This is a genomic window from Wolbachia endosymbiont of Zygogramma bicolorata (assembly GCF_051130665.1).
Lineage (GTDB): Bacteria > Pseudomonadota > Alphaproteobacteria > Rickettsiales > Anaplasmataceae > Wolbachia.
Genome location: NZ_CP149530.1, coordinates 280520 through 304989, shown reverse-complemented (window position 1 = coordinate 304989; position 24470 = coordinate 280520). Strand labels below are relative to the sequence as shown.

Annotated in this window: 8 protein-coding genes and 7 pseudogenes; 7 read left to right on the top strand and 8 right to left on the bottom strand. The window is 35.8% G+C overall.

Annotation, left to right across the window (positions count from 1 at the left end; genetic code table 11):
* The first annotated feature begins 13 nt into the window (after positions 1-13).
* Complete coding sequence (locus WKH12_RS01315) at positions 14-8527, top strand: DNA-directed RNA polymerase subunit beta/beta' (protein WP_434732451.1); 8514 nt, start codon at positions 14-16, stop codon at positions 8525-8527.
* A gap of 6 nt (positions 8528-8533) precedes the next feature.
* Here WKH12_RS01315 and dusB read toward each other — a convergent pair whose 3' ends face one another.
* Positions 8534-9496, bottom strand: a complete 963-nt coding sequence (gene dusB / locus WKH12_RS01310; protein ID WP_434732450.1) for a tRNA dihydrouridine synthase DusB — start codon at positions 9494-9496, stop codon at positions 8534-8536.
* The gene (locus WKH12_RS01305; protein ID WP_434732449.1) at positions 9481-10809 is read right to left on the bottom strand and encodes a hypothetical protein; all 1329 of its coding nucleotides are present in this window, start codon (positions 10807-10809) and stop codon (positions 9481-9483) included. Before WKH12_RS01305 ends, dusB begins: the two co-directional genes overlap by 16 nt.
* Positions 10810-10952: 143 nt before the next feature.
* Between WKH12_RS01305 and serS the strand changes: the two genes are divergently transcribed.
* Together serS and purD are read left to right on the top strand one after the other, a co-directional pair.
* Positions 10953-12230: a serine--tRNA ligase gene (serS, locus tag WKH12_RS01300; protein WP_434732676.1), complete on the top strand. Its 1278-nt coding sequence runs from the start codon at positions 10953-10955 to the stop codon at positions 12228-12230.
* A 34-nt stretch (positions 12231-12264) separates the two neighbouring features.
* Complete coding sequence (gene purD / locus WKH12_RS01295) at positions 12265-13536, top strand: phosphoribosylamine--glycine ligase (protein WP_253307305.1); 1272 nt, start codon at positions 12265-12267, stop codon at positions 13534-13536.
* A gap of 433 nt (positions 13537-13969) precedes the next feature.
* Here purD and WKH12_RS01290 read toward each other — a convergent pair.
* Positions 13970-14553, bottom strand: a pseudogene (locus WKH12_RS01290) (transposase); the annotation flags it as partial.
* A gap of 25 nt (positions 14554-14578) precedes the next feature.
* Between WKH12_RS01290 and WKH12_RS01285 the strand changes: the two are divergent.
* The 3 genes and pseudogenes from WKH12_RS01285 to WKH12_RS01275 all read left to right on the top strand — a co-directional run.
* Positions 14579-15562 carry an IS481 family transposase gene (locus tag WKH12_RS01285; protein ID WP_265016760.1) on the top strand — a complete coding sequence of 328 codons (984 nt, stop codon included), beginning with the start codon at positions 14579-14581 and terminating at the stop codon, positions 15560-15562.
* A 79-nt stretch (positions 15563-15641) separates the two neighbouring features.
* A pseudogene (locus WKH12_RS01280) lies at positions 15642-16467 on the top strand (transposase family protein).
* Positions 16468-16530: 63 nt separating this feature from the next.
* A pseudogene (locus WKH12_RS01275) lies at positions 16531-16747 on the top strand (transposase); the annotation flags it as partial.
* Positions 16748-16778: 31 nt separating this feature from the next.
* Here the strand turns inward: WKH12_RS01275 and WKH12_RS01270 are convergent.
* Positions 16779-17421, bottom strand: a pseudogene (locus WKH12_RS01270) (hypothetical protein); the annotation flags it as partial.
* A 31-nt stretch (positions 17422-17452) separates the two neighbouring features.
* Complete coding sequence (locus WKH12_RS01265) at positions 17453-18592, bottom strand: ATP-binding protein (RefSeq protein ID WP_434732448.1); 1140 nt, start codon at positions 18590-18592, stop codon at positions 17453-17455.
* Between the two features lie 158 nt (positions 18593-18750).
* Here WKH12_RS01265 and WKH12_RS01260 point away from each other — a divergent pair.
* Positions 18751-19134 (top strand): annotated as a pseudogene (locus WKH12_RS01260) (transposase); the annotation flags it as partial.
* A 6-nt stretch (positions 19135-19140) separates the two neighbouring features.
* Here the strand turns inward: WKH12_RS01260 and WKH12_RS01255 are convergent.
* From WKH12_RS01255 to WKH12_RS01245, 3 genes and pseudogenes are all read right to left on the bottom strand, one after another.
* Positions 19141-19299, bottom strand: a pseudogene (locus WKH12_RS01255) (IS5 family transposase); the annotation flags it as partial.
* A gap of 35 nt (positions 19300-19334) precedes the next feature.
* Positions 19335-20565: pseudogene (locus WKH12_RS01250) on the bottom strand (IS256-like element ISWpi15 family transposase).
* A 23-nt stretch (positions 20566-20588) separates the two neighbouring features.
* Positions 20589-23675, bottom strand: coding sequence for a DEAD/DEAH box helicase family protein (locus WKH12_RS01245; RefSeq protein ID WP_434732447.1), 3087 nt, complete (start codon positions 23673-23675; stop codon positions 20589-20591).
* Positions 23676-24470: the final 795 nt, after the last annotated feature.

Here is a 24470-nt window from a genome sequence, read left to right as displayed (position 1 = left end):
TTGGGGTATTTTAATGGTTGATTCTTCTTATATGTACGCTTCTGGTGCTTTTGTTCCTAGAGTTTCTTATTCTAGGTCGATTGATTTAAAAGATTCTTTATTGGATTTGGTTAAGGTTCAAAAAGAATCGTATGATTCATTTGCTCCTAAGAATAAGGGTAATGAAAGACTTGAAGTTATCTTTCATACAATCTTTCCAATAAATGATCCTTTGCGTAGGGCTACTATTGAGTTTATAAGTTGTAGGGTAGATGATCCTAAGTATGATGAATCTGAGTGTATAAAGCGTGGTGTAACTTTTTCTGCTCAGGTTATTGCTTCTATACGTCTTGTTGTTATGCAGGATGGTATTTCTCTTGATGAATATAAATCGATTAAAGAGAGTGGAGATCATTCTAAACTTGCAACCGTTGTAAAATCTATAGAAGAGCAGGAAGTCCACTTTTGTGGGTTGCCTATGATGACTGATAAGGGCACTTTCATCATTAATGGTGTAGAAAAAGTTATTGTCTCACAAATGCATAGGTCTCCTGGTGTATTTTTTGATAGCGATAAGGGAAAAACTTACAATTCTGGTAAATTGATCTATTCTGCTAGAATTATTCCTTATAGGGGTTCTTGGCTTGATATTGAATTTGATGTTAAAGATCATTTGTATTTTCGTGTTGATAGAAAAAGAAAATTGCCAATCTCAGTTTTGTTAAAGGCGTTAGGTCTATCAAATAATGATATACTCGATAGATTTTATGAGAAAATAAAGTATGTAAAACATAAAGATGGTTGGAAAGTGCCTTTTGTTCCTGATAAATTTAAAGGAGTGAGGTTGCCTTTCGACTTAATGGATATTGAAGGTAATGTGCTGCTTAAAGCTAACGTTCGTATCACCTCAAGACTAGCTAAAAAGCTATATGATAATGAATTGAAAGAGTATCTGGTTCCTTTTAATTCTATATGTGGTTTATTCCTCGCAGAAGATTTAATGGATAGTGCTAGCTCTACGAAAATTTTATCTGCTGGTGAATCTATAAAGCTGGAAGACATAAAGAAGCTTGAGTTATTGTCTGTGGATGAAATATCAGTATTGAACATAGATAATGTATCTGTTGGACCTTATATATTAAATACGCTTTTCTTAGACGAAAACATGTCTTATCAGGATGCGCTATATGAAATATATAGAGTTTTGCGTCCTGGTGAAGTTCCTGTTTTAGAGATAGTAGAGGAGTTTTTCCGTAATCTTTTCTTCAGTCCGGAATATTATGATTTGTCTAACATTGGTAGGTTGAAGCTTAACTCTTACCTTGGATTAAATTATGATAAGGATTTAACTGTTTTAACGTATGAAGATATTATTGAAATTGTAAAAAAAATAGTATTGTTACGTGACGGTCAAGGATCTGTAGATGATATTGATCATTTAGGAAACAGAAGAGTAAGATCAGTTGGAGAGTTTATAGAAAATCAATTTAGAACTGGGTTGTTGAAATTGGAACGCGCAATAGTTGATTCTATGTCCACTTCTAGTTTAGATAAAGTTTCTCCATCTGATTTTATTAATCCAAAAGTGTTAACTAATGTCTTAAGAGATTTCTTCAATTCTTCTCAATTATCTCAATTTATGGATCAGACTAATCCGTTATCTGAAATAACACATAAAAGAAGGTTGTCCGCGTTAGGTCCTGGCGGTTTAACAAGAGAACGGGCAGGATTTGAAGTGCGTGATGTTCATCCAACTCATTATGGAAGAATTTGCCCTATTGAGACTCCTGAAGGGCAAAACATAGGGTTAATCAACAGTTTAGCTATATACGCGCGTATTAATAAATATGGTTTCATTGAAAGTCCTTATAGAAAAGTAGTTAATAGGGTTGTTACTGATCAAATTGAGTATCTGTCTGCCATAGATGAAGGTTTATATTATATAGCTGATACCAGCGCAAAGCTCGATGAAAATAATTGCTTTGTTGATGATATGCTATACTGTAGATATGCTGGTAGTTTCATTATGGTAAGTAGTGATCAGGTGAGTTACATTGACGTATCTCCTAAGCAGGTAATATCAGTTGCGGCTTCCTTGATTCCATTTTTAGAAAATGATGATGCTAATAGAGCATTAATGGGCTCAAATATGCAACGTCAGGCCGTACCTTTATTGAAGCCTACCGCTCCTCTGGTTGCTACTGGTATGGAGTCTTTTGTAGCTTCTGGCTCTGGTGCTGTAGTTTTAGCAAAACGCGATGGCATAGTTGATAGTTCTGATAGTAACTCTATAGTTATACGTGCTTTTGATAAAGAAAGGGTTAACTACTTGGACGTAGATATTTATCATCTAAGGAAATTTCAGCGTTCTAACCATAATACTTGTATTAATCAAAGACCGCTAGTGTGCGTAGGTGATTATGTTAAAAAGGGTGATGTAATAGCTGATGGTCCTGCAATTAACAGTGGTGAGTTGGCGCTTGGTAAAAATTTGCTAGTCGCTTTTATGTCTTGGCAAGGTTATAATTTTGAAGACTCTATTATTATTTCTAGTGAAGTTGTTAAAAAAGATCTCTTTACTTCTATTCATATAGAAGAATTTGACTGTGTTGTACATGATACCCCTTTAGGATCAGAAAAAATAACTCGTGCTATACCTGGTGTTAATGAAGAAAATCTATATCACTTAGATGATAGTGGTATAGTGAAAATTGGTACAAGAGTTGGTCCAGGCTATATTCTGGTAGGTAAAGTTACACCTAAACCTTCTCTTTCATTGCCTCCTGAAACGAAGTTATTAATGACAATTTTTGGTGAAAAGTCATTCGATTGTGCGGATTCCTCTTTATATACATCTCCAGATGTTGAAGGGACAGTAATTGATGTACAAGTCTTTACACGCAGAGGGGTTGAAGAAAATGAAAGGGCATTACTCATCAAACAAAAAGAGGTAAATGACTTTGAGGAAGAGCGAGATTATATAATCAATGTTACTAGTGAATATTTCTATGATGAACTGAAGAAACTTCTTATTAATTCTGGTTCTCAAGATCGAGAAAAATTTGACTCTATTGAACGTGAGCAATGGTGGAGTATAGGATTAAAAAACCAACCCATTTCTGAGCAAGTTAAGAGCTTAAAAAAAGATTTTGATGAAAAAGTATCACATGCAATAGCACAGTTTAAGCGAAAAGTAGAAAAATTACATGAAGGTTATGACCTGCCTCAAGGTGTGTCGATGTCAGTAAAAGTTTTCATTGCTGTGAAACATAGTCTGCAACCAGGGGATAAAATGGCTGGTAGACATGGGAATAAAGGTGTGATCTCTCGAGTTGTGCCAGTGGAAGATATGCCTTATTTGGAAGATGGTACTCCTGTTGATATTATTCTTAACCCTCTTGGTGTTCCTTCACGAATGAATGTAGGGCAAATACTGGAAACGCATGTAGGTTGGGCTTGTAGAAAATTAGGGGAAAGGGTAAGTAATATTCTCGATGAGATCAATAAAATCAAAAGTGCTTTTTGCAAGGGAATTAGGTCCCTTAACGATGATAATTTTACACAATTTGCAGTAGCATACCTTGACAATAAAAAAATTGAAAATATTGATGATGATGAAATAATGGCTTCTGTTTTAAATACACCTAATAAAAATGCACTAAATGACGAGTTGAATGCGTTAGTAGAGAACTATTTGAACTCTTGTAAAAGTTCATACAGCAATTTACGTAATTTCCTGATTGAGGTTTATAGCTATGGTAGTAACGTATCTATCTGTAATGATATTCGTAATATTAGTGATAATAATCTCATTGAATTTGCACGTAAATTACGTGATGGCGTTCCTGTTGCTGCACCTGTATTTGAGGGTCCAAAAGATGAACAAATAGCAAAATTATTTGAACTTGCTGGTTTGGATAACTCTGGACAAGCTGTATTATATGACGGTTGCAGTGGTGAAAAATTCGACCGCAAGGTTACAGTTGGTTACATGTACATGCTTAAGTTGCACCACTTGGTTGATGGTAAAATTCATGCGCGTTCAGTAGGGCCTTATAGTTTGGTTACTCAACAACCTCTAGGAGGAAAATCTCATTTTGGTGGTCAGCGTTTTGGTGAAATGGAATGTTGGGCATTACAAGCCTATGGTGCTGCTTATACTTTGCAGGAAATGTTAACTGTGAAGTCTGATGATATTAATGGTAGAGTTAAGATTTACGAATCGATAATAAAAGGTGACAGTAATTTTGAATGTGGAATTCCTGAATCCTTTAATGTGATGATAAAAGAACTACGTTCTTTATGTTTAAATGTAGATTTAAAGCAAAATGATGTAGTGATTGAAGATATATCTCACACTAACATTGCACAACCTTTTAATGAGGTTAGCATATCGATTGCTAGCCCTGAAAGTATTAAGCGTATATCTTGTGGTGAGATAGAAGATGTTTCAACTGCAAATTATCGTACGTTCAAAGTTGAGAAAGGTGGATTATTTTGCCCTAAGGTTTTTGGCCCTGTCAATAACGATGAATGTTTATGTGGAAAATACAAAAAAAGAAGACACAGAGGTCGCATATGTGAAAAATGCGGAGTAGAAGTTACATCTTCTAAAGTAAGAAGAGAAAGGATGGGTCATATAGAGCTTGCATCTCCTGTTGCTCATATATGGTTTTTGAAATCGCTTCCTTCAAGAATTGGAGCATTATTGGATATGTCTCTCAGAGATATTGAGAATATTTTATATAGCGATAATTATATCGTGATAGATCCTCTTGTTTCGCCTTTTGAAAAAGGTGAGATTATTAGTGAAAAAGCTTATAATGAAGCTAAAGATAGCTATGGGATCGATAGTTTTGTAGCTATGCAAGGTGTTGAAGCTATAAGAGAGTTGCTAACGCGCCTTGATTTACATGAAATTAGGAAGGATTTAAGACTAGAATTAGAGTCTGTTGCTTCTGAGATAAGAAGAAAGAAAATTATAAAGAGATTGCGTATTATTGAAAACTTCATTAAATCTGGAAATAGGCCTGAGTGGATGATACTTACAACTATACCTATTTTACCACCTGATTTGCGTCCTTTGGTATCGCTTGAAAGTGGTCGTCCTGCAGTTTCTGATCTGAATCATCATTATAGGACTATTATTAATAGAAATAACAGGTTGAGGAAATTGTTGAGCTTAAATCCTCCTGAGATTATGATTCGTAATGAAAAAAGGATGTTACAAGAAGCAGTTGATTCTCTTTTTGATAATAGTCGTCGTAATACTTTGGTAAACAAAGCTGGTGCTGTTGGATATAAAAAGTCCATTAGTGATATGTTAAAAGGAAAACAGGGTCGTTTTCGCCAGAACCTCTTAGGAAAAAGGGTAGACTACTCTGGACGTTCTGTAATAGTTGTTGGTCCAACTTTGAAACTAAATCAGTGTGGATTACCAAAAAGAATGGCTCTTGAACTATTCAAACCTTTTGTTTACTCAAAGCTTAAGATGTATGGTATGGCTCCAACTATTAAGTTTGCTAGTAAGTTGATAAGAGCAGAAAAACCAGAAGTTTGGGATATGCTTGAAGAGGTAATAAAAGAGCATCCTGTTTTGTTGAATAGAGCGCCTACGCTACATAGACTTGGTATTCAGGCTTTTGAGCCAATCCTTATTGAAGGCAAAGCAATACAGCTTCATCCGCTTGTCTGTACGGCGTTTAATGCTGATTTTGATGGTGACCAAATGGCAGTGCATGTGCCAATTTCATTGGAAGCTCAGCTTGAAGCTAGGGTGTTGATGATGTCCACTAATAACGTTTTAAGTCCTTCTAATGGCAGACCGATTATAGTTCCTAGTAAAGATATAGTACTTGGTATATATTATCTGACTTTACAAGAACCTAAGGAAGATAATTTACCATCTTTTGGTGCTTTTTGTGAAGTTGAGCATTCTTTGAGTGATGGTACTTTACATATTCATTCTAGTATAAAGTATAGGATGGAGTATATTAATAGCAGCGGTGAAACTCACTATAAAACTGTTTGTACAACTCCTGGCCGTTTAATATTATGGCAAATTTTTCCTAAGCATGAGAATCTAGGCTTCGATCTAATAAATCAGATATTAACAGTCAAGGAAATAACTGGTATAGTTGATTTAGTATATCGTAACTGTGGTCAAAGTGCTACAGTGGCATTTTCTGATAAATTAATGGTACTTGGCTTTGAGTATGCCACATTTTCTGGTGTTTCTTTTGGTCGTTGTGATCTGGTTATACCTGAAACTAAAGCTACACATGTTGATCACGCGAGGGGTGAAATTAAGAAATTCTCTATGCAATATCAAGATGGGCTAATAACTAGAAGTGAGAGGTATAACAAGGTTATAGATGAATGGTCTAAGTGTACGGATATGATAGCTAATGATATGTTAAAAGCAATATCTATATATGATGGAAATAGTAAGTACAACTCAGTGTATATGATGGTTAACTCTGGTGCAAGGGGTTCTACTTCACAGATGAAACAGCTAGCAGGAATGCGAGGGCTCATGACCAAACCTTCTGGTGAGATTATAGAAACACCTATAATTTCTAATTTCCGTGAAGGATTGAACGTATTTGAATACTTTAATTCTACTCACGGTGCGCGTAAAGGTTTAGCTGACACTGCGCTTAAAACTGCAAACTCTGGATACTTAACTCGTCGTTTAGTTGATGTGTCTCAAAATTGCATAGTTACAAAGCATGACTGTAAAACAAAAAATGGTCTTGTTGTGAGAGCTACAGTTGAAGGAAGTACTATAGTTGCATCTCTAGAGAGTGTTGTGCTGGGTAGAACATCTGCAAATGGTATATATAACCCAGTGACAAAAGAATTATTAGTAAAAGCAGGGGAATTAATTGATGAGGATAAAGTAAAGCAAATCAGCATTGCAGGTCTTGATGCTGTAAAAATTAGATCGCCTTTAACTTGTGAAATAAGTCCTGGTGTGTGTTCTTTGTGTTATGGAAGAGACCTTGCAACTGGTAAAATTGTTTCAATAGGTGAAGCAGTTGGTGTTATAGCTGCTCAATCTGTTGGAGAGCCAGGTACTCAGTTAACGATGCGTACTTTCCATATAGGTGGGGTAATGACTAGAGGCGTTGAATCCTCAAATATTATAGCTTCTATTAGTGCTAAAATAAAGTTAAACAATAGTAATATAATTATAGATAGAAACGGAAATAAAATTGTGATAAGCCGTTCCTGTGAAGTCGTGTTGGTTGATAGCCTTGGTAGTGAGAAGTTGAAGCATAGTGTACCTTACGGTGCTAAACTTTATGTGGATGAGAGTGGGTCAGTAAAAATTGGCGATAAAGTTGCGGAATGGGATCCTTATACATTGCCTATTATCACGGAGAAGACTGGTACAGTGTCTTATCAGGACTTAAAAGATGGAATTTCGATCACTGAAGTGATGGATGAATCTACAGGAATATCAAGCAAAGTAGTAAAAGACTGGAAATTGCATTCTGGTGGAGCTAGTTTACGTCCTCGTATTGTGCTGCTTGACGATAATGGTGAAGTAATGACACTCGCAAGTGGCGTTGAAGCATGTTATTTTATACCAATTGGTGCAGTGCTCAATGTACAAAATGGCCAGAAGGTTCATGCAGGTGATGTTATTACAAGAACACCAAGAGAGTCAGTTAAAACTCGTGATATTACTGGTGGTTTACCGAGGGTTATAGAGTTATTTGAAGCACGTCGTCCTAAAGAGCATGCTATTGTTAGTGAGATAGATGGCTATGTAGCGTTTTCTGAAAAAGACCGTAGAGGAAAACGCAGTATATTAATTAAACCTGTAGATGAACAAATTTCTCCAGTTGAATATTTGGTATCAAGAAGTAAGCATGTAATAGTCAATGAAGGTGATTTTGTACGTAAAGGTGATCTATTGATGGATGGTGACCCTGATCTCCATGATATTTTACGTGTGCTTGGGTTAGAAGCTTTAGCGCACTATATGATTTCTGAAATACAGCAAGTTTATAGATTGCAGGGTGTTCGTATAGACAACAAGCATTTAGAGGTGATCTTAAAACAAATGCTACAAAAAGTGGAAATTACTGATCCTGGTGATACTATGTACTTGGTTGGCGAAAGCATTGACAAGCTGGAAGTTGATAGGGAAAATGATGCTATGAGTAACTCTGGCAAACGGCCTGCTCATTATCTTCCTATTCTGCAGGGGATTACTAGGGCAAGTCTTGAAACTAGCTCCTTTATTTCTGCTGCTTCTTTCCAAGAGACAACAAAAGTACTTACAGAAGCAGCATTCTGCGGGAAGAGTGATCCTTTAAGTGGATTAAAAGAAAATGTTATAGTAGGAAGATTAATTCCTGCTGGTACAGGTTTGATTATGAATAAGATCAGAGCACTTTCACTTTGTGATAATATAGATAAATATGAAAAATATTTTGATATTGAAACTTATGACGAGAAATGGTTTATGGATAATAATTGTCATTTACACTCTGGTGAGGAAGAGAGCGTAGTGGCATATGATCAGTCGAATTGAGTACAGCTAGTGTGTCTCTTGACCAAAAAAGCCAATAATATTTTCTTTCACTTCTGTGCTATCTGTCATGTTATTTACTCTCATGCGAAATTCAGATGAGCTTTGAAGCCCGCTACTGTACCAACCTATGTGTTTGCGGGCCATCTTTATTCCTGTGTTATTTCCATAGTACTCAAGAATATTGTCGTAATGCTCGAGTATGATGCTTAATCTCTCTGAAGCTGTTGGCTCAGAAGTTTCACTTCCACTGAGAAAGTTCATTGCTTGATTAATCAGCCAAGGTTTACCGTAGGCACCACGACCTATCATCACTCCGTCTGCTCCAGATTCTTTGAGAGCACTTTGAATATCATTTAAATTTTTAATATCGCCATTTACTATAACTGGAATTTTCACTTGCTCTTTAACATTTCTAACGAATTTCCAATCTGCTTGGCCGTTATAGAGCTGTGCCCTCGTTCTTCCATGCATAGTGATCATTTTTGCTCCTAAGTCTTCGGCAATTTTCGCAAGCCTCGGTGCATTGCGATTTTCATCGTTCCATCCAGTGCGCATTTTCACCGTAACTGGCACATTCACTGCTTTGACCACGGCCTCAATTATCTCAGCGGCTTTTTTCTCATCACGCATTAGCGCTGATCCTGCATAACCGTTTACAACTTTTTTAACAGGACAACCGAAATTTATATCTATTATTTTTGCACCCATATCCTCATTTAGTTTTGCAGCTTCTGCCATTACATCCGGCTCGCATCCAGCAAGCTGCACAGCAGTTAATTCATCGACTTTTGCTTTTTGCAGACTCTGACGAGTTTGCATAATCATAGCTCTGCTTGCAATCATCTCTGAAACTAACAAACTTGCACCTAGCTTCTTTACAATACTTCTAAACGGATAATCAGTTACCCCTGACATTGGAGCTAAAATAACTGAAGAATCAATCGTCAAACTTCCTATTTGGAGGGGCATAAGGTTAATGGTAATCCTTCATTGTAAACTATATAGCAAACTGAGCTGTATTCTGCACCCCTTGAGGTAAGAGAGGTGTCCGTTCCTGGTGGAAGATCGCATAAAAGCCCGTTTTCTAGATCTTCCTTCCATTTTTCATCTTCCATAAGCGCTTTTGTAAACTCTCTTCTTTTCTTTTGCAATTGTTCTGGATTAGGCTTGTATTCCGATAACTCTGCGTCAATTTCATCAAATGATTTACCTTCGTTGAGCATTTGCGTAATCCTATGAGCGTTTTCCAATGCAAATATTCCACAATTATGTCCATCGCTTTGTTGTTTGGCTCCGGAGCTTCTTATATTACAGTTCTCTATTTCCAAAACTGCTTCCAGTGCGCTCACTATATTATCAGTATTTATTGGGACATTAATTAATTCATTTTTCTTGTTCCGACACGTTTGTGCTGTCTCTTTGACATCTTTACTCATTTCTTTTTTTCCTTGCGCATTCAACTCACTAGCTTGATCAGTAAGAGGTGTAACCAATTCTTTAATTGCATTTGCAAGTTCTATTTTCTTACGTTGACTACCAGGACTTGGTAAATCAGCACTAAAAGAATCACAATAATAAGCTCTAAATTGTTTATTATCCGAGTTGTATGCAACAACTAGCGTTACCCAATGATTACCACCCAAATTAATAACTGAAGTAAATATCCTTTTCGAACTCTCTCGTTCTGCTTTATTTTTATATTCTCCCAACCTTTCACTCAAGGTTTCAAGATTACCAGGAATACAGAAGAATACACCATCCGTAAAACCTTCTGAATACTTATATTTAATTCTTGCAATATTAGCAATATCATGTTGCTGCAACCAGTAAGCGTAATTCTTTCTATTTGTTTGATGCACAAGAGTGTCCAAATTTTCATGAAACTCTTTACCACCCAAACCACTATCCAAAGAGCTTCTACGACTACTGTTCCTTGAATCGGGTTCACTGCCTGGTACAATACCACTATCTCCATCTTGAGTTTTTTGCTCACCTTGACCTGCTCCTTTTCCATTAATATAGTTCTTTGCTAAGTAAAATAAAGGTTCAACAACCATTTTGTATGCTACTGTAAGAATTATTCCCATTAAAACCCAAACTACGGGGTTAGAGATGAGCATAGCAAGTGGAAAGGTCAATAGAGGGAATCCTATTATCAACCCCAAATAGCCAACAGCAAATGTGGCTGCTAGGCATACACAAGTAGCGTAGATAACGAATTTTCCACCAGCAAAGTAAGTGCTCTCTTTAAATTGATTATATTTTTTTATGATGCTCGACATACTATATCCTATGAACGCTAAGTTAATTAAATTTTAACAAATTCTAACAAAAAAATCAACCATAATAATTTTAGTAGTATGAGAAAATATTGAATATTAAGAGCTTTTGAAGTACAGTAATAATGTTAGTAATAGCACAATATATGCACGATATAGAATATATACGCAAAAACCCTGAAGGATTTGAAAAGGCAATGAAAAGCAGGGGGATAAGAGAGTTTACTGCAAAAGAGGTATTAGAAATTGATCACGAGAAAAGGTCATTAACCACTAAATTGCAAGATTTAAATAGGCAGCGCAATGAAATCACAGAGGAAATAAAGAAGCTTAAAATGAGCAAGAGCCCCTGTGAAGAGCAAATAGAGTTGTCAAAAGACATCACGAATGAGATAGAGGCAATTAGCTTAAAAGAACAAGCAGAAAAGGATAAGTTAGTGAATGTTTTATCTAACTTGCCGAATATTCCTGCGCAAGATGTGCCAATAGGCACAGATGAGAACTCTAATTTAGAGGTGAGAAGATATGGAGGAAAAAGACAGTTTGATTTTGTACCAGAATCTCATTATGAACTCGGAGAAAAATTAGGTTTAATGGACTTCGAACAAGCGGCGAAAATTTCCGGATCAAGATTTGCGATATTAAAAGGACAGTTAGCTAAGCTTGGACGAGCGCTAATAAATTTTATGCTTGAAATGCATGTTAATGAATTTGGCTATACTGAGGTGTACCACCCAGCTTTGGTGAAAAACGAAGCTATGTATAATGTTGGTCAGCTACCGAAATTTTCTGACGATTCGTATTTAACTACCGACGAATTGAGGTTGATTCCCACAAGTGAAGTGTTTTTAACAAATTTGGTTGCTGATAAAATAGTAGAGGAAAAAGAACTGCCTATTCGTTTTACTGCGTATTCAGAGTGTTTTCGTAAAGAAGCAGGCAGCGCAGGGCGAGACACGAGAGGCATGATAAGGCAACACCAATTTGGTAAAGTGGAGTTGGTGAGTATTACAACTGAAGACCAATCAAATGATGAACTTGAGCGCATGACGAATGTTGTTGAAGAGATATTAAAAAAACTAGAATTACCGTATAGAGTAATGCTACTGTGTAGTGGTGATATGGGTTTTGCTGCACAAAGGACTTATGACATAGAGGTATGGTTACCTGAGCAAAATAAATATAGAGAAATATCAAGCTGCTCAAATTGTGGTGCATTTCAAGCAAGAAGGATGAACGCTAAATACTCTTCAGAAACTGATAAAAAGATAAAAAAATATGTTCACACTTTAAACGGCTCAGCTTTAGCTATAGGAAGAACGATTGTTGCCATAATGGAGAATTATCAAAATTCTGACGGGTCGATTGCAATACCAAACGTGTTGCAAAAATACATGAGTAATGATACTGTTATAAGCAAATAATAATTTTGACATATAGAAAAGCGAGGAAATAAAGATGAAGGTTCTGGTTATAGGTTCTGGTGGACGTGAGCACGCTCTACTTTGGGCTCTAAAAAAATCTCCTATCTTGACTGAGTTATATGTAACTCCTGGTCGCCAAGCTATGAAAGATCTTGGGACTCTTGTGGATGTAAATATTCAAAATTCAGTGGATGTTACACAATTTTGCAAGAGAGAAAATATAGAGTTGGTTGTTATTGGTCCAGAACAACCAATAATTGATGGGCTTGCTGATGATTTAGTTGCAGAGGGAATAAATGTTTTTGCTCCGAGTCAAGCAACTGCAAAACTTGAGGGATCAAAGTCTTTCACCAAAGGACTATGCAAGCGATATGGCATACCAACTGCCAAGTACGAGTGTTTTGTTGATGAAGGATTAGCTAAAGATTTTGTACGTAGCAATAAAATAAAGTTTCCACTTGTAGTGAAAGCAAATGGAATTGCGGCAGGGAAAGGCGTGATGATATGTTGCGCAGAAAACGAAGCTTTTTCAGCAATAGATTCAATGCTAGTGGAGAAAGAATTTGGTGAATCAGGTGAAGAAATAATCATAGAAGAATTTTTAATTGGAGAAGAAGTAAGCTTTTTTGCTCTTGTTGATGGGTTGAAAGTAGTAACTCTTGGGTGCGCAAAAGATTATAAGAGAGTGAATGAAAATAATGAAGGCCAAAATACTGGGGGTATGGGATCGTACTCATCACCTTCAATTATAAGTAAGGACATGGAGCAAAAAATCATCCAAAAAATAATATACCCTACAGCTCAAGCATTGGTTAACATGGGTACGCCTTATAAGGGAGTACTCTTTGCTGGTTTAATGATTTGCAGAGATGGCCCAAAACTTCTCGAGTATAACGTTAGATTCGGTGATCCAGAAACGCAATCTATATTACCTAGATTTGATTCAAATTGCGATTTGTTAAAATTGATGTTGTCAGTTGCAGAAGGAAAGTTAAATGTCAAAATGGTGGAACTTAACAACAAATCTACAGTTTGTGTAGTTGTTGCAAGTAAAGGCTATCCGGGTGATTATCAAAAGGGAGAAGTAATTAAGGGATTAGATAAAATTGAAAGCATTCCTGGTATATTGGTATTTCACGCTGGTACTAAATTAGATGAGAGTGGTAATTGGGTTTCAGATGGCGGAAGAGTGCTAAATATAGTAGCAGAAGGGAGCACTATAGAGGAAGCCAAAAGTAAGGTGTACTCAGCATTAAATTTTTTAGAATGGCCAGGGGGCTTCTTCAGATACGATATTGGTAGTTAATGTTAGCTGTCGGTTAGCAGGTAGACCAACCGATTCCAAAACGAACACCCCTCACGCTAGCTGATTTTTGTTGCTGAAAATGGTTGTATTATTTAAGTTTTTAGTAGTATTCAATGCTAAATTAACATTGATTCGTCAGGAAACAGCGAAGAAAAATGTATCCGTTAAGGGAAGTGGCAAAGAAAAAAAATAAGTGAAAGAATATATTAAAGTGATAATAATGCAAAATATTTGGTAGCAATTGTAGAGCTAGATGTTTCAACTGTTAATTAGTCTTGTCGAGCTGTATAATACCAATTCTCAATAATAATGAGACAAATGAAAAAGAGTGCTTTCCGCCTATAAATGGAGGTTTAAGTGAATTTATCGTATATTCTATTTGTCTTCCCAATAACGAAGTTTGGTATAAGAACTTGTCCGCAAACCAGTAAATTCAAGAATATTCCCTCTGCAATATAACCTTACTCATAGCTAAATATATAAAATTTTCAGTAGATGTTGTAAGCAAATCATACTCCTTTGATAGCCTTCTATTCCTCCTTTGATAGCCTTCTATTCCTATTGATCCAAGCAAAAGTTCTTTCTACAACCCACCTTCTGGGCTGCACTTTAAATCCTGGATCTCGTTGAGGCAATAGTTCTGGTGGCGTGTCTTGATGCACCCAAAATCTGCACGGAGGCCTCTTAACAATTTCAATGTCTATTCCATATTCTTTCTTTATATGATCCTTTAAATCTTTTTCTTGATACCCCATATCAGCCCACATTTTTCTAATTTTACTATATTTTTTCTTCATGTTATCTAATGCTATTTTCACGCCATCTCTGTCATTTTCATTGGCAGCTCCGACATAGCAACTGAGTATAAACCCTTGAGTATCTGTGATTATATGCCTCTTTCTACCTTTGACTTTCTTGCCTCCATCGTAACCTTTGACCCCCTTTTTCTGTTGTCTTTATAGATTGGCTATCCACTATACAAGCACTTGGCTCCTCGTTTCTTTCCATTTTTGACCTATGTATGGTCCCAGAGTGTGATGGTATGATAAAATATGAGAAAAAAATACCATCAAAGGAGGAGTTATGGTTACATGGGTGCGCCAAAACAACACAGACGATTCGTAGAGCAATACAAAATAGAAAAGAGAGCATAGCAAAACTCTCCAAGCATTATAACCTTAATCCAAAAACTATTATTAAGTGGAGAAAACGTTCATTTACGAAAGATGCTGATATGGGTCCAAAGCATCCAAGATCGACTGTTTTAACGCTAGAAGAGGAAGCTATAATAGTTACATTTCGCAAGTATACACTACTGCCACTAGATGATTGCCTTTACGCTCTGCAGTCTACAATTCCGCATTTGACTCGCTCTAGCTTGCATCGTTGTTTACAAAGACACAACATTAGCAGATTACCAACTGTTGATGGAGAAGTTAAGTCAAAAAAGAAATTCAAACAATATCCTATCGGTTACTTTCATATTGATATTGCTGAAGTTAGAACTGAGGAGGGCAAATTACATTTGTTTGTTGCTATTGATAGGACATCCAAATTCACCTATGTTGAGTTGCATAACAGTGCTACAAAACCCATAGCTGCTGAGTTCTTACGTAATTTAATTAGAATTTTACCGTATAAAATCCATACTATTTTGACAGATAACGGTATACAATTTACAAACCAGAAGCGTCATAAGTATGCTTTCCAACACATATTTGATAGAGTTTGCGAAGAGAATGTTATTGAACATCGTTTGACAAAAGTTAGCTATCCTTGGACAAATGGGCAAGTTGAACGTATGAATAAAACTTTAAAGGATACTACAGTTAAGAAGTATTACTATCAATCGCATCAGCAACTTAAAGAACACCTTTATAACTTTGTTATCGCTTATAATTATGCAAAGAGACTCAAAACTCTTAAGGGTCTTACTCCTTATGAATTTATATGTTATCAGTGGACACAGTCTCCAGAATTATTTATACTAAACCAACACCACCACACTCTGGGACCATACATCTAAGACCTGGACAAACATTAGACTCCCTGCGAAAAGGTAAAAAATGGATAAAAAACACTAAAAAGTGTATAAAATAGCAAATTTGGCAATAAGTTACGCAAAAGTTGCAAAAACCCCGTATGTTTTGAGGCAATTAACTGGTCTGACAAAAGAAGAATTTGAAAAAACAGTAGAAAAAGTTAGGCCAGAATGGAAAAAAGTTGAAAAACAAAAGAAATGCCAAGGAAGAAAATCGCACATTGAGACGTTAGAAGACAAGATTTTATGTATATTAATTTATTGTCGAACATACATAACGCACCCATTTTTGGGCTTTTTGTTTAATTTGCACAACTCAAATATTTGCCGACTTTTGAAGAAAATGGAGCCATTATTGGCCAAAAAAATTACTATAAAAAAGGATAGAACGATGACTACAGACGGGATTTTGAAGATTTTAGCAGATGTAACAGAGCAGCCTGTGCAGCGTCCGAAAGACAACAAAAAACGCAAGAAAAGTTATTCCGGAAAAAAGAAAACGACCACGATAAAAACCGAAATTGTGATCGAAGAAAATGGGCAAATTTTGTCGATTTCAAAGTTGCATCGAGCACGATTTTAAGATAAGGAAAAAGGAAAAACTTCTTCCCACGGATAGCATAAAATACGCCGATTCTGGCTATCAGGGCTGGCAAAAGCTGCAGAGCAATGTCATAATTCCATATAAAAAGTATCGTAAAAAGCCATTAACTCCAGAGCAGAAAGAGCATAATAGAAGATTAGCATCATTTAGAATGAGAGTAGAAAATAAGATCCGTGAGATAAAGATATTTAAGATTATGTCGCATGTTTACCGTAATTTTCAGAAAAAATATAACATGAGATTTAATATTATTGCAGGTATTGTGAATTTGAGGCATGGGTTTTAACATCTTTTGGGTTTGGGATTTCTTACCGATTTTATCGGACAACCCGCTTCCACTTGTTTCGCAGGGGGTTTAGTAATTCTTGACAACGCAAGTTTTCATAAGTCCAAAAAAAACAAGGAAATTAATAGAAAGTGGGAAGTGTAAAATCTTATTTTTGCCACCATATTCGCCTGATTTGAATCCAATTGAGAAATTTTGGTTCCCTATTAAACGCTCCATAAGAAAAGCTCTGCCAAACTTTTGGCCAGATATTAATTCTGCTATTGATTTTGTCTTTTAGTGTTTAGGTAAACCTTTCTTGGGTTAGCTATAGCTACTTCGCGCTTTGAGTTTTTATAAAATCCGCTGAACGCTGCAATTATCGATTTAACTTTTCGACCAAATGTATTTGACGTAACACCTTCTGATAATTTGCTGCTTTTTCTTTTTCCACATTTTCGACAACGGCCATGTTCCATCTGATACCAAACTTCGTTATTGGGAAGACAAATAGGACATATTATAAATTTGCTTAAACTCCGCAATTACAGGCAAAAGGGCTATTTTTAATTTGTCTTATTATTAATGAGACTTGGTATGATATTCCATTACATAAGCCTTGATCTCCGGAAGATCTACTTTCTGATGGATATAAGGTTTTTCGCATATTACTATATTCTCTCCGCATTCGCAAGCAGATGACAACTCTATCTTTATCACCTCATTTGCCTCCATTTTAGCGCGATAATTACCTTTATGCCCAACTTGACCACCAATCTTTCTTTCGCTTTTCCTTTTTGTATAATTGTTTTGAGCTTGGTAGAGATGAATTTTTCGAGTTTAAACTAAGCCTTTCCTTTAACTCAGCGTTCTCTATCTTTAAAGCCTTATTTTCTGCTTCTAGCTCCTCTATCCTTGCTTCCAACCTTTCTATTTTTGCTGTAAATCTCTGCAAAGTTCTAAAAGATTTACCATGTTACCTAATGTTTTCTCTATGATTATCTTTTTAGATCACCTTACCACCTGATTCTGCCACTTTGCTGAACTGAGAAAAAATTCCCGTAAATTGAGACATTGGGTCAGACAACAGTGGATCACATTCTTTGTTAAAGCCATCATCATTGGATTTGATTTCTGCAATTCTTGTTATAAAATCAGCAGTTGTAATGCTCTTGCCACTGCCACGACGTATGGAACCAGCATGTGCAGCACGTACCAAATCTTTCAGTCCTGCCCCTGAAAAACCTTGAGTTTTTCCTAAAATTTTATCAACATCTACTCCTTCAAATGATAAATCCTCTTTCTTCATATGACTTTCCAATATCTTCTTCTGTAACTGAGGAGTTTCTGGTGGAGAAAATCGAATTTTTTCAGAGAAACGACCAGGTCTAGACAATGCTCCTTTAAAAACTCCTGGATTGTTAGTTGCACCAATTACTATCACACGCTTATTGGAATTAAAGCCATCCATTTGAGACAATAATTCAGCTTCCTCAGCCGATCTACCAGTCAACGCACCAAAAATGCCTTTGCTAGTAAGAAGACCATCTATTTCATCTATAAAAACTATACAAGGAGAGTGCTTCCTCGCATCTTCAAAAATCTTACGCAGGTTTGCTGCAGTCATAGAAGGAACATTACTGATAATATCAGATGCAGAATAATTGAAAAATGAAACACCAGACTCATTTGCAATTATACGGGCAGCGAAGGTTTTACCATTCCCTGGTGGTCCATAGAAAATATATCCTGGTGCTGGATCAATTGCCATATCCTTTATATCATTGGAAATTTGCTTCAGCACTTTTTCAACTCCTTCTTCTAATATAATATCATCAAATGTTTCACTTCCCTTTTCTAGTTGTTTGGGTTTCGCTTGTGCCATCATTAAGCCAAAAACAAGAAGTAAAGATACAAAAGAAAACACAGTGAACAATACTGTGGATGTTTTTACAAAAGACTCCAGAACGATAGGTACTAAAGAGATACCGCTACCGAAAGATAAATACAACACAAGATAAGAAATCAAGATAGCAAAGGCAGCAATTGCTAAACATAAAAAAATAAATTTAAAATACCCTTTATATATGATAGACCTCACAACAACTATATACTGTAAGTATACTAATTTTTTTGTAGTATACAATGATAATTTTTCTAAATTTGTATAAAATCGTAGATTTAAACCAAAGTTATGTTAGATGTATGGTCCCAGAGTGTGATGGTATGATAAAATGTAAGAACCTGTTTAAAATCTCGGAGAGATGAGGTAAAATAGGCGTAGATTAAGAATGAGGTATATCTATGCGTAAAAATTATCCAAGTGATATAAGTCGAGAGCAATTTGAAAAAATCAGACCAATACTAGAGAGTGGCAGGAAGAAAACGAGACCAAGAAAACTTGATTTGTATGATGTATTTCGTACAGTGTTATACGTCCTAAAAAGTGGTTGCCAGTGGAGCAAAAGATTTTCCAAGGTGGGAAAGCGTATATTACTATTTTCAAATGTGGAATAAAAAGAATGGAGAAGAACCAAGTTTATTGGAATTAGTTTTAAAAAAAATTAGTTGGAGAGATCCGTATCAACAATGGTCGGAAACAGTTTCTGTATAATTGATGCTCAAAGTGTTAAAAACACAGATACTGCTGGCTTTGTTGCATGGCTAGGAATGAGAAGGATTAATGGAAGGAATTTACGAGGCAAATTCGAAAATAGGCATACCTATATCAGTAAAGTTGTTAATCAAATAGCATTTTAAAAGCACCTCTTGAGAGCGATTTACCTCAGATTTATTCTTAAAACTAAAACCAAATGTTTTTTTGAGCCTAAGGAAAAAACTCTCGATACGTGAAGGGAGTGTTAAATAAACTGTGTCAAACCGCATTTTTAGTTCAACTCAATTTTCAATCTGCCAGGAAAGAAAACATCAAGTTGAGAGATAGTTAAAGCCCAATCATGTACAGGCATCGTCCACTTTTCCTCTGCCTTCTTTATAGCACAATATACCTGCTTATACAAGGCATTTATGCTGGTAAATGAGCCTTTGGTCTTAGTGAATTTCCTAATTTGCCTATGTAGCCCCTCTATGGGATTGGTGGTGTAGATTATCCTCCTAACTGGACCAGAATACTTAAAATAACCAGACAAGTTTTCCCAATTATTCTGCCAAGATTTTATAACCATAGGGTACTTTGTGCCCCATTTTTCATCCAATTCCAACAGATAATTCTCGGCAATTTCCTTGCTTGAAGCTTGATATACCTTCTTTAAATCGCTCAAAAAACTCTTCGCATCTTTACTGGCCACATACTTCAGTGAGTTGCGTATCTGATGCACTATACACATCTGCACTTCCGCATTAGGAAAGACACTGTTTATAGCTGCAGGAAAGCTTTTCAGCCCATCAACGCAGGCAATAAGGATATCTTCTACTCCTCTTTCTTTGAGGTCATTTAGCACTCCCAACCAGAAGTTAGCTCCTTCACTTTCAGCCAAATAAAAACCTAATACTTCTTTTTTGCCATTTTGATCTATGCCTAATATGTTATACATGCATTTACTTACGCAATGCCCGTCCTCTTTGACTTTAAAAAACCATGAAAACTATCGGATATACAGACTGCAGCGGGCGACTACGCCATTCGTTGATTACTGGTAGCAATTTGTCAGTAATACTTGATATCTCTGCCGCCGATATTTTGTGATCATAAATTTCCTCAACATGTGACACTATATCTCTATAGCCCATACCACTGGCAAATGTGCTCAAAATCTTCGTTTCAAGCTCTGGATGTAAGTTTGTTTGCCTTTTTTTGACTATTTGTGGTTCGAAACTTCCTTCCCTATCTCTTGGCGTCAAAAGCTCAAATGACCCTGCGCTTGTACGTAAAGTCTTTGCATTCCTCCCATTTCTTCGATTATTCTCTTCGCTTTCAGCCGACAAGTGGTTTTCTATTTCACCTTCCAGGCTTACCTCCAGCAACTTTTTTATAAACGGTGTTAATGCTCCATCTCTTCCTGTCAACGGTCTTCCTTCTCGTATAGACGACAGGATATTTGTTTCTAATTCTTTATAATCTACCAAACCGGTAGTTCTGTTTACTACTTTCTGACTCATTGTCAAACCTCCATTTTTTTATATCAATTTATTACTTTTTTTTCGGTTTGACACAGTTTATTTAACACTCCCTGCTTAACAGCAGTTCCTACTTCCATATCTGGATTTTCTGCTTTCTTTTCATAAATTTTTACTGCTCCAAATAGTATAGCAGCAGTTACCACAGCTCCAACAAATATGCCAGCAGCTACCACAGGATTGAAAACTGCTGCACCTACAACTAAAGCGTAAATTCCCACTGCTATAAATGGAGAAGCTATCATCACACCATACATAATTTTCTTTTTTGTGCTGACTTGCTGAAAGGATTTACTTGCAGTACTAGGTGTTCCTATACTTTCACTTGCATTATGTACAGAGGCACATCTTCTTTGTGATCTTTCTTTTTGTTCCATGAAAATTGGAGCTCTAGAATTGGGATCGGCTTTAAGTAAATCTTCGTGGCTCATAGGTTTTGTATGAACTATATAGCGTGCCCAATCTGCTAGTGACATGTCGTCCGAGTATTCTAGTGCGTTTGTGCTCACTTGCTCCAATTGCTTGACTACACCTTTAAGCCCTTTTATTGACTCTTCTAACTCCTTGAATGCTGCATCATTTAATGGGATGCCTTCTTGATACTCTACACAAGCCCCCCATCTCCTTATATGTTCTAGGTTTACTTTTTGTGTATTTAAAGTTCTTTCCAAATTAGATGTACTTCGTTTTAAAACACCGGTAAAAACGCTTATAACAGCTTTTTTATCATAACGATATTGAATGCTTAGATTACTCAACTCGCTCTTTATTCTTTTTGCAACTGCGTTTTGAAGACTTTGTTCTTTCTGAAGATTAGGATTAAAATCATAGTCTAAGATAATTCGCTTTATATCCGACTCCAACAAAGCAGAACACGCTTTAATATTACCTTCTTCATCTCGAATATAATTTTCATGCCCCTCCTCAAGCTTTGTAATGAGGTTTGCTCCTGATAGCGTAGTTATTTTATCGACCTTTAAGTAGCTTTCATTAGATGTAAATATATCAAAATAACATGATCCTTTACTTTTTACATCTCTTCCAATTCTTCCCATAAGCTGAAGTAAAAACATTGGATCTAGTATTTCAGTTTTGTCTTCTATTATAGCTGCAGCTCTGCTGAGTCTTGGAGCATCAATTCCTAATGCCAGCTCTTTAGAAATAGTGTTTGGCACAAAGCCAGCCTTAATTATACTAAGTATATTCTTTTTATCCATATTATTAATATAACTATAGATTTGCTTTCCATTACTTTTGAAACGCTTCACACTTCCATTAAAGTAACAGATAACTGCATCCTGCTCACAAAATTGTTTAATTTTAGGAAATTTGTTAAAAATATGCTCATGTAGTTTTTTATCTCCAGGATAGTTACGTTCCGTACTTTTTTTGTGACCTTGATCACTTTGAAGCTTATGTAATTTCAATATAGCATCTGTGAGTTCAGAATTGAACTCTAGAGAAGAAGAATCAGTAATTTCATATTTTTCATCAATAAATTTACTTATTTCATCCTTATTAACTGCTCTGCCACTCTTTTTATATTCATCCAAAGTATCAAGTATGTTATGTAGTTTAATGGAAGGAAGTAATTTGCTACCAATTTCAACATTTAAGTTTTCCTCTACCAGGCATCTTATATTGTTTTCTGTTAACCCAATATTCAGATCTTTAATTACTTTAACAAAAGATTCTATGCGCTTTTTTCTTCTTTCTTCAGCATAATCTTTTCTTTCCCCAGTGATATAATTTGTCACCTGTTCTGCCCACCTTTCTTCAGTGCCGATAAAACCTTGCTTATAAGCTTGACTGTCTAATGATTTGCTAATGAAATCTAAAAATGGCTGTGATAGCTTACTAAGATCACCGTTCTGCTTTGTTATCTCACTTATAAATTTCGCTACTGCATCTTTATATTGATCGAGTCTTGTATGGGTATTTTCACTTTTTTCTGTATATGCTATTTCTGGATTTACAAATCGCAACTCATATGTGCCTTTGCCTTGAACTGTAGCACTTTCCATCTCTTCCAAGGTTTTAAATTTCATTTTATGGTAGTACACCACAGGCAATTTTCCAATACCAAGTGCTTCTCTTTCCTTTGGAGAAAGCAAGATCTGTTGTTTTATTTTAAATTCTTCACTGAGAAATTTATCTGGTGTAGCACTGAAAAAAGCAGTCGGGTTACCACGAGATACTTCAACTGCACGAGCCATTTGCACAGCATTTTCTTTCAATTTTGGAGCTTCATCGATAAGAATCAATACTGGTTTGCTTTTATTTTTACCATATTTATCATTAAGCAAATTCCATTGCGTATTAAACGCTTCAGTAAAAGTTGAAGTTGCATATTCAGCATTTGTTTCAGAAAAAGGTTCAGCAAATTCTTGTGCAACTTCATCAGGTAAAAATGCTCTATCAAAATTATTTGATTGATTTCTCAAATTGTCGCTTGGAACTGCAGTAACGCAAGGAATATTTGTAAGATAAGCCCAGAATTTTAAGAGCGCTATATCCCCTGTTTTTCCTGAACCAGTTGCTATATTATTTGCTATTCTTAGTCTTTCTTCTAATGGTGTCCCTTCATCCTTTAAAACCTCTATGACTTTGTAAAAATTGGCAAAACGCAAAGCAAATGGAACTTTTTTACCTAGCCCACCGACTTTTAAATCTTGCAATCTTGATTGATCATGTAAACCAACAGCAAATGCCCTATTATTATTTGGATCTTTTTCGAAAGACACTTTACTATCGGCCCATAGAGCTATTATCTCTTCGTCAGTATATTTCAGTATATCTTTAGCTTCTGGTTTAGTATGCTCACCTAAAATTCCAAGCTCATAGCTACCACCTTTTTTGATAATGTTAACTTTATATGAATTACCTTTTACTTTAAACTCTGCTTGTGTTTTACCTTGAGTAATTGCCTCAACAATTATATCTTGCAGTGATTTTCCGCTATCAACTTTGAACTCATTCAATTTATGTAATAGTAAGTAACTGTCATATACCGCTTCTGCGAATCCAACAATTTTCTCTTTTTGGTATAACATCATCTTTTTTTTGTTTAAGTTAAATAATAAGTTTAGCAATTCTTGTCAAAATTTGCAAGTAAATATTACTTCCCTAGAACTACAACAAATTTGTTTGTTTACTTCTTTAACCTTTCTCAAAACCACAAAAAGGTACATATATCTGTGAGAACAAGCCGCGTAAAAATAGGGTTGTGAAAATAGAAAAGTAAAACTGTTGCAACAAAGTTAAGCAAATTAGTTCATATATAAATTTAGTTAAAGTAGGCTAATATAGCTGGTTTTGCGATATAGTAAAATTATTATATAGAAAAGTTCGCACAGAACAAGAGGTAGCTCACAGAAATGCAAAACTTACTTGACAAACTCCGTCAGCCCCCTTATCATGAAACTGAAGGTATTCAGTTATCTTCATCTGTGCAGATTAAACAGCAAGAAAACAACGTAGTTGGCGTCTTATTTTTAATTTTTTGCACTATGTGCACCTTATGTCTTCACAATATTTCTAGGTTTTTACCTACACAAGCTGAAACGCGCTTATAAGTCGTTTAAGACAGTATAGTACGCCAATTTGCAGGATTAGAGAGTGACAACTAGCTAACGCGGGGTTTCTTTTGCCTTTTTTTTACTTGGTAAATTTCTTAATGTTTATAGCTAAAAGAGCCCAAGAGAGGTGTCATTCCAGTGCCCCTGTGATGTCATTCCAGTGCTTGACACTGGAATCCAGTTTTCCATATAATCTCATCGAAAACGTTGTAACCACTTTCTATGCTAGTTTGCTTGTAAACAAGCAAACTTTCCTGGATCCCAGTGGGCTTTGTTGCATCGCTAGCTATGATGGATTAAAGATAAAAA

What these genes read in the sequence shown, in the direction of transcription:
- WKH12_RS01305 (WP_434732449.1), bottom strand. Translation starts at nt 10,809, where the DNA reads ATGTCGAGCATCATAAAAAAATATAATCAATTTAAAGAGAGCACTTAC.
- purD (WP_253307305.1), top strand. Translation starts at nt 12,265, where the DNA reads ATGAAGGTTCTGGTTATAGGTTCTGGTGGACGTGAGCACGCTCTACTT.
- WKH12_RS01315 (WP_434732451.1), top strand. Translation starts at nt 14, where the DNA reads ATGGTTGATTCTTCTTATATGTACGCTTCTGGTGCTTTTGTTCCTAGA.
- serS (WP_434732676.1), top strand. Translation starts at nt 10,953, where the DNA reads ATGCACGATATAGAATATATACGCAAAAACCCTGAAGGATTTGAAAAG.
- dusB (WP_434732450.1), bottom strand. Translation starts at nt 9,496, where the DNA reads ATGCCCCTCCAAATAGGAAGTTTGACGATTGATTCTTCAGTTATTTTA.
- WKH12_RS01285 (WP_265016760.1), top strand. Translation starts at nt 14,579, where the DNA reads ATGATAAAATATGAGAAAAAAATACCATCAAAGGAGGAGTTATGGTTA.